Source organism: Vibrio sp. CJQ_6 (assembly GCF_043106745.1).
GTDB classification, from domain to species: domain Bacteria; phylum Pseudomonadota; class Gammaproteobacteria; order Enterobacterales; family Vibrionaceae; genus Vibrio; species Vibrio furnissii.
In genome coordinates this window covers 233,843-245,882 of the sequence record NZ_JBICMV010000021.1, presented here as the reverse complement: position 1 = coordinate 245,882, position 12,040 = coordinate 233,843, and the positions used below count along the sequence as shown (strand labels likewise).

General features: G+C 54.5%; 10 protein-coding genes. All 10 read right to left on the bottom strand.

Features of this window, described 5'->3' with window-relative positions:
- Positions 1-2 precede the first annotated feature (2 nt).
- From icmH to ACF8PK_RS11890, 10 genes are read right to left on the bottom strand one after another with little or no spacing between them, the layout of a single operon-like run.
- Positions 3-1,220, bottom strand: coding sequence for a type IVB secretion system protein IcmH/DotU (icmH, locus tag ACF8PK_RS11935; protein ID WP_392441500.1), 1,218 nt, complete (start codon positions 1,218-1,220; stop codon positions 3-5).
- Between the two features lie 4 nt (positions 1,221-1,224).
- Positions 1,225-2,550, bottom strand: coding sequence for a type VI secretion system baseplate subunit TssK (gene tssK, locus ACF8PK_RS11930; protein WP_041943237.1), 1,326 nt, complete (start codon positions 2,548-2,550; stop codon positions 1,225-1,227).
- A gap of 10 nt (positions 2,551-2,560) precedes the next feature.
- Positions 2,561-3,076, bottom strand: coding sequence for a type VI secretion system lipoprotein TssJ (gene tssJ, locus ACF8PK_RS11925; RefSeq protein ID WP_392441497.1), 516 nt, complete (start codon positions 3,074-3,076; stop codon positions 2,561-2,563).
- Positions 3,073-4,062 (bottom strand): type VI secretion system-associated FHA domain protein, encoded by a 990-nt coding sequence (locus tag ACF8PK_RS11920; protein ID WP_392441494.1) that lies wholly within the window; start codon positions 4,060-4,062, stop codon positions 3,073-3,075. Before ACF8PK_RS11920 ends, tssJ begins: the two co-directional genes overlap by 4 nt.
- Positions 4,063-4,070: 8 nt before the next feature.
- A complete protein-coding gene (locus ACF8PK_RS11915; RefSeq protein WP_392441492.1) occupies positions 4,071-4,805 on the bottom strand; it encodes a hypothetical protein in 735 nt (244 codons plus the stop codon).
- The gene (gene tssH / locus ACF8PK_RS11910) at positions 4,802-7,420 is read right to left on the bottom strand and encodes a type VI secretion system ATPase TssH (protein ID WP_392441490.1); all 2,619 of its coding nucleotides are present in this window, start codon (positions 7,418-7,420) and stop codon (positions 4,802-4,804) included. The genes ACF8PK_RS11915 and tssH overlap by 4 nt, the downstream gene beginning before the upstream one ends.
- The gene (locus ACF8PK_RS11905; RefSeq protein ID WP_392441487.1) at positions 7,386-8,411 is read right to left on the bottom strand and encodes a type VI secretion system baseplate subunit TssG; all 1,026 of its coding nucleotides are present in this window, start codon (positions 8,409-8,411) and stop codon (positions 7,386-7,388) included. The genes tssH and ACF8PK_RS11905 overlap by 35 nt, the downstream gene beginning before the upstream one ends.
- Positions 8,402-10,177: a type VI secretion system baseplate subunit TssF gene (tssF, locus tag ACF8PK_RS11900; RefSeq protein WP_392441484.1), complete on the bottom strand. Its 1,776-nt coding sequence runs from the start codon at positions 10,175-10,177 to the stop codon at positions 8,402-8,404. The genes ACF8PK_RS11905 and tssF overlap by 10 nt, the downstream gene beginning before the upstream one ends.
- The gene (tssE, locus tag ACF8PK_RS11895) at positions 10,170-10,592 is read right to left on the bottom strand and encodes a type VI secretion system baseplate subunit TssE (RefSeq protein ID WP_392441481.1); all 423 of its coding nucleotides are present in this window, start codon (positions 10,590-10,592) and stop codon (positions 10,170-10,172) included. Before tssE ends, tssF begins: the two co-directional genes overlap by 8 nt.
- Positions 10,589-12,013 carry a type VI secretion system contractile sheath domain-containing protein gene (locus ACF8PK_RS11890; protein WP_392441479.1) on the bottom strand — a complete coding sequence of 475 codons (1,425 nt, stop codon included), beginning with the start codon at positions 12,011-12,013 and terminating at the stop codon, positions 10,589-10,591. Before ACF8PK_RS11890 ends, tssE begins: the two co-directional genes overlap by 4 nt.
- Positions 12,014-12,040: the final 27 nt, after the last annotated feature.

Sequence of the window (12,040 nt, the reverse complement as noted above, 5' to 3'; positions counted from 1 at the left end):
ACCTAATTGGTATCAATGAGTAAAAAGGCATCGGAAATCCCGGCACTTTTGGCGGTAGAGAGCGTTTCAATCGCAGCCGATTTGGTCGTATAGCTTTCGCTCACCACGCGGTAACGTCCGTTCACCGTTTTGACCTGAGCACTCGGTACGCGAGGTTTGTAGCGAGCAATGAACTTGGCCGCATCACTCGGATTGTTAAAACTCGCCAGTTGCACCAACCACTGACGGTTGCCTGTGGGTTGTTTTGCCACTGCAGGGGTCGCCGGCTCGCGATCGGCGATGGTTTGCGGCGTGGGGTGCCACCCTTCCGATGCCATGTCCGACGAGGTACTTTCATACACGTACTCTTGGTCCTGCACGCTGCCCTTACTGTAATACGTTTGGGTAAACTGCGTCAGTTGGGTGAAAGGCAGTGCTTTTTGCGGCGAAGTCACGTCATACCAATAGCGTAATCCGCCCCACACCAAAGCCGACATCACCACAAACAGCGCCACCGAACGCCACACGCCGACCGGTTTTTTCGGCCGTTTGGCATGACGAGCGGCCACATCGTCGGCGGCCACGGGCGCCAGACGTTCAGCAGCCGAATACGCCACCGGTTTGGCAAACACCGCCTCTTCCAAACGTTTCATCAGCGCGGTCAGTTGATCCTTGCCTTTGGTGCGATAGCGACCACGAAAGCCCATCTTGAGCATGATGTAGATCAGCTCCAGCAGGTCGACCAACAACACCGGTTGCAGCAGCGCACGCTCGGCAATGATGTAAAACTGCTCACCGCCGTTCTTGATATTGAACAGTTCGCTGACCAGCGTTTGATTTTCCCACCCCGCTTCATCGCCCCACGATGAGTGCAGGATCTGTTCGTCGATCATCACGGCAAACAGAAAACAGGTTTTGTCCGCCACCGAAGGCGGATAGTCCAACGCGGCAATGCGATATTTAAGCTCGGTGATCGCGTGCTTGATGCCAGCGCGGAACGTGTAAAGATCGGTCGGGCATTGCATGCGTTTGACCGAGATAATCAGCGACAGCAAGTCCGAACTGACGCGCAGAATGCTGTTGTCAAACAGTTGCCCCTGCTGCTGAGCCATGCTGTAACGCGCATGGTTTTTGAGCATATTGGCGTGGCTCAGACGAACGGATTTTTCCGGCTGACTGGATGCAGGCGTCGGCTCATTGGCGGCGATCGTGACGGTATCTTCATCGAACAATTGATTCATTGCTTCAACCCAGGGCGTAGAGCTTAATGGAGAGATCCGGCACACGGCTGTCGACGTGCAGCGCGATCGGCTCTCGTTTGGTTTTCAGTTGTTGCCAGTACTCATGGGCGGTATCGATTTCGAAATACGCCACATCCGCCTGCGCTTTCAGTTCATTCGGGGCAACCGGCAGCACCTGAATCGGCACACCGGACTGACTGTTGCGCACCAAGTCGGCAATCTGGCTCAAACCACTCAGCGTGCACGCGCTCGGGAACACTTGCAGCAGCGCAGCGGTCCCAATCGACGCATGCACCGCCATCACAAAACGGCGGCCTTCAATCTGATTGAGGTTCGGAATCGACAAACGCAACAAGCGGCGACGCTCGAACAGGTTGGTATCCCAGCTGAATTCCGTCACGTTGTCGCTCTGGACCATCGACAGTTTCTCGCGCAGTTGGGCGAACACGCCCGCAAAACCCTGCTTGAGGTCATCACGTACCAGCGGCTCCGGCATGGCCGTCATCGCTGGTTTAAAGCTGTCGAGTTCAGCGGAAAAGCTCACTAGCCCTTCGTACAACGCGTCCACGCTGGTCTGTGGCTGTTCAAGCGTCAGATGCAGCCATGGCAGCCAGCGGTTTAACGTCTGTAACCACAGAAATTCGCGCATCAGGCTCAGGTCACTTTTGGTTTGCTGCCCCGCACCAATGCGTTGCACGACGCTGTTGGCGCGGGCTTGCGTCAGGATGAAAATCTCTTTCAAACGCTCTTTGAGCAGTTGCGAAGCGCCGTAGTGGAGACACGCCGGAATAAAGCTGCGATCAAGAATGACCTCCCCATTTTCCTGCCGTTCCAACACTTTCGCCACTGGCAGCAAGGCCAGCCCCGTCACGTCTTCCCCTTCGAGTACCAGACGGATATTCGGCTCGGCGAGCTCGGCTTCAATCGCGCTCTGCACCACATCACTGGCATCAAACAGATTGACCTGCGACACCACGTAACGACGCTTGTCTGCACGGCTGCCGTACTCATTTTCGCCTTCCACCGACAACGGCAACGCCAGATAGACACGTTGGTTGAGGGTACCTTCCGGAATATCCAGCAGCAGCTCTTTGACACAATCAAACAGCGTCCCTTCCGGGAAAATCCCTTGGCAATGTACCACGCCAAACTTACCGATTTTGAGGTAATGATGATCAAGCTCCAGCGCCGAAACACCAAAACCACTGCCCTGTGAAGACAGGGCAACATATTTCTGAATGTACTGATGCGTATGACGGTCCTGCTGCTGAAAATGCTGCGGGGCAATAAACATGCCCTCTCTCCATACGACTTTACTCTGGTGTTTCAAATGACACTCCTTAAAACACGTTCCACCACGACTTGCTGACCGGTTGAGTCAGCTCAACCTTCTGCTTGGTGATGTGGATATAAACTGGGTACTCTTCGGGTTCGCTCACCAGCGCCAGGTACGCTTTGGCGGTCGCGGTTTCGTAATGGGCAAATTCGACCAATACGGCGATAAATCGGCTTTGTTGCTGAACATCCAAGGTCAAGTTGCGCAGCTCTCCCGGCAGGACAGGCGCGAGTGTCTGCAAATCCACCAGCGAATCGGCCAGCACGCTCTGATCCGCGTTGTACAGGCTGATGAAATCGGCTTTCTGGAAATTGCCGGCATCCTGCAGCTGATACACGCGCACGACCACCGGTCGCGCTTGTTCATCATCAAACACATTGATGTCTTTACTCGCTTCAACCACCAGCGGCACTTTGAGTGTGGGGGCAAACGTGGTGGTTGAACTGCTTGAACTACAAGCACTCAGCACCAACGCGCAGCAGCCGATTACGGCCAGGTGAATCCTATTCAACCAGCTCATCGTTTCTCTCTCAGGGCTTCAAATAACAGGGAGGAGAACTGACGGGAAAACTCCCGACGCTCGGTTTTGCGCTGGAACTGTTTCTTATACAGCGCCCAATATTTTTTATCTTTGTTCCCCCAGCCAGAAAGATAGTCGTTGAACTCCTCTTCCAGATGGCTCGGGTTGAAATTGTCGAGGAATTTTTCCAGTGTCGACTCGATGCAGGTCATCAGACGTTCACGGTCAATGCCACCCGCCACGCTCAGTTGTTGCTGTTTAAGCATCGAATTCAGCTGTTCAATGCTGTTTTCCAGTGACTCTATCTGACGATGATCGCTGACCGTCACACTATGCTGGGGGGCATGATTGTTGTCATTGAACTGAGTCGCTTCGGGCATCAACACAATCTGTTCGGTGGTGTCTTCACTTTGGCTCTGTTCCAGCACCCAACGCTCATCGTCTTCAAACGGGTCGTAACCATACAGGTCATCACCCAGCACGTTCTCCGTCGAAAACGGCGTCTCGTCTTGCACCGCATCCTGAATCTCGTCCAGATGCGCAAAACCAAATGCGGTGTCCTGACTGTCATCCAAGACCGTGCTGGCCGCAAACGGTGAATCGGCAGCGCCCTTCAGGCTGGCCGTTTCGGTGTCGTCGCTCTGTTGTGGCGCGCGCGTCAACAACGCATCCATATCGCTGACCAATAAGGTGTAAGCCCCAATCACAATCCGGTCGCCATCGCTGAGGCGCTGCGATTCGCCTTTGCCCACCAGCACATCGTTGACAAATACGCCGTTGGTACTGCGGTCGATAATTTGGTAGCCGCCTTTTGGATGCGGTTGAATGTCAGCGTGGACCCGTGACAGGGTGCGCTGAAAATCCGGCAACTGAATGGTGCACTCAAACGAACGTCCTAACGTGCCGCCACTGACCGGCAGCGATACCTGACGGCTGCCGATTTGTTCATCTTCAGGAAGGTCGATTATCTGAAAACTGATCGTCATAATCCTGCCTATTTCGTCTCTATACATGCGTGCAGCGAGGTGTTAAATCGCGTCAAAAACCCGGGGTGATCGCTCAAAAACTGTTTGGAGAAATGCACCATCAAATCCTGTTTTTTCTCGCGAACCGTGTGGAAATAGTCGAGCGGTACGCCCGCTTTTTTCATCGCGTCCTGAAACACCAGTTCGTACTCATAAGCCACATCGAGATCGCCTTCGAGCAGCATCTGCAACAGTGCATCCGCATCGCGCGGTTTTTTAATCACGTTGTAGCCTTTGCGTTTCAAGCTCAGCCATTTGTTGGTGTTGAACTTGGCGCCAAAACGCAGGGTGTATTTGTTGCTGCCATCATCCAAGTCTGCGGTGATATTCGGCGCGCTAAACCAGGCAAGATATTCCGACACGACCGGAATCGACGCTTCGGCGTACGTCGCACGCTGTGAGTTCACCGAGCCAGAGAAGAAACCGTTCATCTGGTTCGATTCCACCAAGAGCTGCGCCTTATCCCAGCGCATCACACGAATCTCATAGGGCTGATCCATATCACCCAGCGCACACTTCACCCGGTCCACCGCCAACCCACCGATGCGCCCCTGTTCGTCCACCGTCTGGTACGGCGTCCAGATTTGCGTGGCCAGCAACAGTCGATCGGCGGCACTGGCTGAAACGCAGAAACCACCCATCAGCAGCGCGTACAACGCGCTGCGCAAATGGGAGCGTAATGCGAGTTTGCCCGGCCCGGTCATACGATATCCAGCAGCAAGGCACCGCCTTGATTGAGATCCGCACTGACCGAAACTTTCTGAATAGGCAGCCCTTCACTCAGGCGCTGAATGCACTCTTCCGCCAAACGTGGCATCAGAGAACGATTGATGATTTGCTCCACCGCACGACCACCCGTGGTTGGGTCCGTGTTGCGTCCAACGACAAAATCAACGAAGGCCTGATCCCAGATAAACTCGGCCTTGTACTGCTCGTGCAGCTTTTTCGCAATGCGGTTAAGGCTGATCGCGGTGATCTGGCTCAGCTCGTCCTGATTGAGCGGGTAATAAGGGACAATCGTGGTACGGCCGAGGAACGCAGGCTTAAAGTGACGCAGCAGCGCTGGACGGATTTGCTCCAGCAGATCGTCATTTTCCGGACGTTGTTCGTTGTCATCACACACATCGCAAATCGCCTGATCGGCCGCGTTAGAGGTCATGATAATGATGGTATTTTTGAAATCGACCGTACGGCCTTCGCTGTCTTTAATATGGCCTTTATCAAAGATTTGGTAGAACAGGTCATGCACACCCGGATGCGCTTTTTCCATCTCGTCCAGCAGCAGCACGGTGTACGGGTTGCGGCGAATCGCTTCAGTCAGCACGCCGCCTTCACCAAAACCGACATAACCGGCCGGTGAACCCAGTAGCATGGAAATTTTGTGCTCTTCTTTAAACTCCGTCATGTTAATCACGGTCATGTTGTTTTCACCGCCGAAGACTTCATCTGCCAGCGCCATCGCCGTTTCGGTTTTACCGACACCACTCGGGCCACACATCAGAAACACGCCGACAGGTTTACGGCTGTCGGTTAAGCCAGCTCGTGAAATACGGATACTTTTCGCCAGCTCGTTGATCGCGGTTTTTTGGCCAATCACGCGGCGGTGGAGCGAGTCTTCCAGCGACAGCAGTGACGCCACTTCTTCTTTGACCATGTTGCCGCTTGGAATGCCCGTCCAGCCGGAGATCACTTCCGCAATCACCTGTGCATCGACCATGGGGAACACCATGGGCTCTTCATCTTGCAGTTGAACCAACTCGTCCAGCTTGCCTTGCAATACTTGTTGGGTTTGTGGGTCCGCTGCTTCGCCAGCATGGAAGCGGGTCTCAATCTCGCCGGTCAGCTGTTTGATGTCTGCTACCAGCGCTTTTTCCTGCTCCCAACGTTCCGTCAGCGTGAGTAGTTCTGCTTGCTTGCGCGCCACGGTGTCTTTGATCGACTGACGATCAACCGCGCTGCCCACCAGCACGGTATCTTCATTCTCCAGCGCTTCAAGTTCGCTGTTGAGGTAGCGCAGTTGCTGCTCAAGCGATTCGATCTGCTCCGGTTTTGCGCCCTGCGTCAGCGCAATGCGCGCACAGGCCGTATCGAGCAGACTGATGGCTTTGTCGGGTAACTGACGAGAAGGCAGATAACGAATCGAGAGTTGTACCGCCGCATCCAGCGCGTCCTCACGAATGAACACACCGTGGTGACGACGCAGCGACTGTGCCACGCCGCGCAGCATTTGCAGCGCATCGTCGGCACTTGGCTCTTCCACTTTCACCACCTGAAAACGACGGGTCAATGCGGGATCTTTTTCAAAGTACTTCTTGTATTCCGCCCAAGTTGTCGCGGCCATGGAACGGAACTCGCCGCGAGCCAGCGCAGGTTTCAGCAGGTTCGCCGCATCGTTCTGACCCGCAGCTCCACCCGCCCCAATCAGCGTGTGTGCTTCATCGATAAAGACAATGATGGGCGTCGGTGAGTTTTTCACTTCGTTGATGACATCTTTCAGGCGGTTTTCAAACTCGCCTTTAATGCTCGCACCCGCCTGCAACAGACCCAGATCCAGCGTATGAATTTCCACGCCCTGAATCGCTGGCGGGACTTCACCACTGACGACGCGCAGCGCCAGACCTTCAACCACCGCAGTTTTACCCACACCCGGTTCACCGACCAAAATCGGGTTGTTCTGACGTTTACGACACAAGATGTCAATCGCCAGACGCACTTCGCTGTTACGACCCGAAATCGGATCAATTTTGCCCTCACGCGCCTGTTGCGTCAGGTTGACGGTGTATTTATCCAGCGCGCCACCGGCAACCGGACCACTGTAGCCACTGGCAGCAGGCGCAGAAGAAGAACCCGCCTGAACGGTTTGCAACTGCGCAATCTGAGCAGACAACGCTTCCTGAGACACATTGTTCAAACTCTCCAGCGCCAGTTTCTTCACGCCAAAACTGTCGGTTTGAGTCAGGACTAACAGCAGATGCAGGCTGCTGACCTGCCCCTGAGAGAAATTGACCGACGCCTGCAACCAAGCCTCTTCCAGCAGCGAGCTCAATGCACTGCTGATCGCAGGTTGGCTGGCAGAGCCTTTCGTCAGGCGTTCAATACGCGCAGTCAGCTCGGCCATCAGGCGGTTCGCATCGATGTGCTGTTGATTGATGAACGCCATCAGATGCGTTTCTTTGGACAACAGCAGTTGCACCAACCAGTGTTCAATTTCAATGGCGGCCACCGTTTGTGTCATCGCAGCACCGGCTGCTTCTTCCAGTGATGCTTTCAGCTCCGGGGCCAGTTTACTGACCAGGTTGCCCAGTTTTACCTGTGACATAGACGTTCTCCGATTGTAATAATATTTTCCGATAATCCGCAGCGCGACGCTGCGGGGAAAGACAGCTGGCTTCGCCTAGGCGAACGCCTCCAGCCACGGCCGATATCACCGGGGCGTTGATGTATTCACGTTTCACATACAGGTACAGGCGCGTTTCCAGACTTTCACGCAGGTAAGACTGCACCAGAGATTTCAGTGAACGGGCAAAATGACGATTGCGTTCTAAGCCAATAAATTCATTGCGGTTGCGCGGCGTGATCCAGATTTCCAGCGTCTGGTAGGCCTGATTGCCCTGACGGCCCATGACCATGCCACGGCCAAGACGGTGGTTCTGACCACGGTGACCGCCGATACGGGTTTGGTCCTGATTGCGAATGCGATAAACCGCCGAAGGCACCACTTTGGGGGTGATATCGAGGTCGAAATAGTCACACAGAAGACGCTTGAGTTGCGCCAGGTTGCGGTTGCGGGACGCGAGAGCCAGACCATAACGCAGCACACTCTGATCGACTTTCTGCCCGCGCTGCATGGGCAGCGAGAACATACAGGCCAACGCCTGCTTCTGAGTCAGGCGTGACAGCGCATAACGAGACGCCGCTTCGCGCTCCTCGCGCAGCATCAGGTTCGCAGCGCTTTCCACATAGGCTTTGAGTTCGTAATAACGCTGGTTAAACACATCCAGAAAGCGCTGTAGCGCGCGATCATCCTGATGCAGACTATGCAGCATTTCTGCATACAGATAATCGGGAATGACCCCTTTGCAACCGGACAATGCTTCCAAGCCAAGCTGAACACGTACTTCGTCATGCTCTTTTTCGATACGCGTGACTTCAGTCGGCGCGCCATGCGGCATCGGATCCGATTGCAAACGCACCGACAGCAGTTCTTGTTGGCTGATCGCCTGCAACAGACGAATCACCTGCACAAAATCAAATTCATGCGGGTGAGTCAGCAAATGCTGTTTGACCGTCTGGCGCGCGCTCAGAGACATAGCTGGCTCCCGTGCGTTTTGTCAAAATGAATCCCGGCCTCATCGCTCCCAAACCGCTCCACACTGACCTGAACGAAACGGTCAAAACTGCAATATTGGCGGAAATAGGCATTCAGCACTTCGCTGACCACGGCAAAGTTGCTGTCGAGCAGTTCATCATCGATCAGAATCATCACCTCAGTGCCGGACGCAAAAATGCTGCGGCCATTGATCGTCAGCGGCGCAACCACGTGGTTGTAGGCCACTTTTTTAATCGCATCCGCGACGGCGCACTGCGCACTGTTACTGCACAAACGCAGCACGTCCTGCAGCATTCGGGTCGGATCTTCGTTCTGAATCAGCCCGGAAAAGTTCGCGTTGAGCATGGCCACAAAACGCCAGCTCAGTTGATTGTCCAGTGGCGGGTACTGCGGCGCGGTCGGCGTTTTCAGCAGTTTGAGATCGCCCGGTAGATCAATCGCAGCCAGCGATTCCATCACCGCATTCGCCGGGATGAGGCACGGTAAACGGCCGTTACACACGTGCAGACGCAACGACAGCACCACCGACTCCTGAGCCGGTTGCAGCTCGGTATAGCTGACGGAAATGTCCATCTGACGACGGCCACGCTCGTCCCAGAACTGATGAATCTGCCAGCGCGGTGACTCATCATCGAGCCAGTATCCGCCTTCGTAGTTCGGACTCAGCGGCACTTCGCCCGTCGGCAGCACTTCGTTGACTTCGTCCACACTGACCACAGTCAGTTCGTTGTTGGCACGCGTGTCCGCGACAACCGGCATCGACAGGCGCGTGAAATCATAACGAATCGGATCGCCATACTGAGCGTAGAGATTGATCGCCGGCGCGGTGTTGAGCGCCAACACGTCACGACTGAACAGGCGCAGATATTCCGCCGGCAGTTGACGCACAAAGAAGTTGAGCGTGACGCGATTGGCGTCAAAACTCATCAGTTCTTTGCCAAGGTCAGCAATCCGCAAGTAGGCCGCTTTGTCCGGGTAAGCAAAGTAGTCGCGCAGCAGGTCAAAGCCACCCAAGTGGTTGCCATATTGCGGCAGCCAGAGAAAATCGGGATCGGCCACGCGCGATTTCAACCGCGTCGCATCGACGACACGCTGCTGACCCGACGCATCAAATACCGACAACACTTCGGTATTGAGCAGCAGCATGTCAACCAGACCACGGGCGCTGTTTTCAAACCCGCGCACATAGAAATCAAAATGTTGTAGCGATAACTGCGAAAACAACACGGAAGGATCGCTGCACGCCAGTTCAACCTGAATCACCGCTTCTGCGCGGCGCAGTCCGGCTGGCGTCGGAAAATTAAACGGCGCCGACTCGGCACGCAACGCCGCAATCACATACGGCTCAATCGCCAAGGCCTGCGCCAGCGTAAAGCGGCACTCGGCCTCGTTCACTTCCACCGCCACTTCCGAGCCTTGCGGCAACACCACCGCTTCGGTCACTGCGTTGTCTTCTAGGTTGAGCGACAGTGGCGCATAACTCGGCACAATTTGCAGATAGCCGGGATACAGGACGTGAAACAGATCCTGCAGGATCTCGGGGAACTGCTCATCCATGCGTTTTTCAGTTTTCGCGGTCAGCAGCGCCACCGCATCAATCAAGCGACTGATATTCGGGTCTTCCTGACTGCTCTGATTCAAACGCATTGACGAAGCGTGCTCGGGAAAGTCTTTGCCAAACCCATCCAGCGCACGACGAATGTAGGTGAGCTCGCGCTCGAAATAACTCAATAATTGATCAGACAACTTCTTGTCCCTCCATACGGGCGGTCTGGCTGGACAGACTGATATTGGAATCAAACAGGAACACGTGCTCGCCGTTGGCGGTTTTCACCTTGGCCATCAGCGAAAAACGCATCACGTTTTTGCCCGGCTGGCTCTCTTCGACAAAGACGCTCACTTCTGACAGGCGCGGCTCAAAGGTTCTGACCCACTTTTCCATCGAACGGGCAAACTGATCTTTGTTGATCTGGCTGCTGATGCTGTGTGCGCAGTCCAGACCGAAGCAAAAGTTGGAGGCTTCGACGGCCGAAAAGCCTTTTGGCAGCGCCATCATCGGCGCTTCAGAATTGAGCAGTGCCATCAGCTGGTAGCGTACCGAATCAAGCAGCTCATGATTGCTGCTGCCACTTTTATCGAGGAATGTGCGCCAGAAACTCATACCAGACCTCCGGCAAATCTTGGCTCGCTTTCCGGCCCGAGATCCGTCGACAGCAGCACTTCGCCGCACACGTTGTCGAACTGGTACTGAGGCTGAACGAACACGTCACAGGTATAGCGACCATGTTGACCATCGATTTCACGCACCTCAACCCGGCCTTTACTGAGTGGATACTTGGCCAGCGTCGCTTCATCGGCGTTAAACAGGTTGCTGGAATACTTATCCAACCAACGGTTGAGGTAGGTTTCACACTCTTCTGCGGTTTGGAAATTCCCGATCATGCTGCGGATCTGCACTTTGAGATAATGCGCAATGCGACAGATCATGAGCGTGGTTTGGATCTGACCCATCACCGATTCGGTATCGTCTTTCGCTTCACTCCAGATGGAGTTGTTGCCGCGAAAGAAATATTTGTCCGTGGTCAGGCTGTGACAGAGCGGAATGAAGCCTTCGTCGGCGTAAAACGTGCCCATCTCGGTGATCAAACGGATATCGGGTGTGGGTCTGAGTGTGGCACTGACGCCTGCGCCGCCCGGTGGCACATTGCCGAGCGAGCCGTAATATTTGTCCTGCCAGCGTGACTTCATAAAGCCAAACCAGTTGATGCGATTGAATTCACGAATCGCAACCGAGGCAAACAGATACGCCGCGCTGCCCCACAAACCGGCCGGATTCGCGCTGTATTCCCGAAATTGAATGGCGCTGCTGGCGCTGCGGCCATACGCTTCGCGCAGGCGAATCTTCGGCACCACCAAACCAATAAAACGGGCGGAAGACAAACGTCTCACCCGCTGCCAGGCCACAAATTCCGGACCGTGTAATATTTTCTTTACCCGTTCAATGTCTGAAAACCAATCGGCGCCTGATTCGCCAAAAAAGTCATCCGACGGAGAGAGAATAAACGGACAAAGACAAAGATCACCCAGTTGAGACAACAGCTCTAATGTGTAGAGGTCATCGTAGTCACCATCAAGACTCATCGACAACGCATGATCCACCACCACCAGACCAAACGGCTGACCACCGGAGGTATTGAGCTCGCGGTTACCAATCAGGTTATAGAGGGACGTGCGTCGCAATGAGACAGCGGTGTTAAGTTCCTGGGAGAGATCCTCCCAGGACATATTTCTGATTTTAATCTGCACTTTCTGGTAATTCACCGGCAGAGACACTAAGGCCTCGACCCCTTTCCAGGATGCTTCGAGACGAGAAAAATCAGGATGATGAATGATGGTTGACAGCTGACGCGACATGCGGTCGTCAATCTCTGCAATCAAACGCAGCAGTGATGCCAACAGCACCTCACGATTACTCAACATCTGTGGGTCGAGTTTCAACAGTTGCGCCAACGCCTGAGGCAGAAAATCTTCCGCCTCAGGGTTGAGCTGGCAAAACGCGTGTTGAAAATCAGCATCAAACATAGCATTCATCTCAGCAGTCAATCTGGC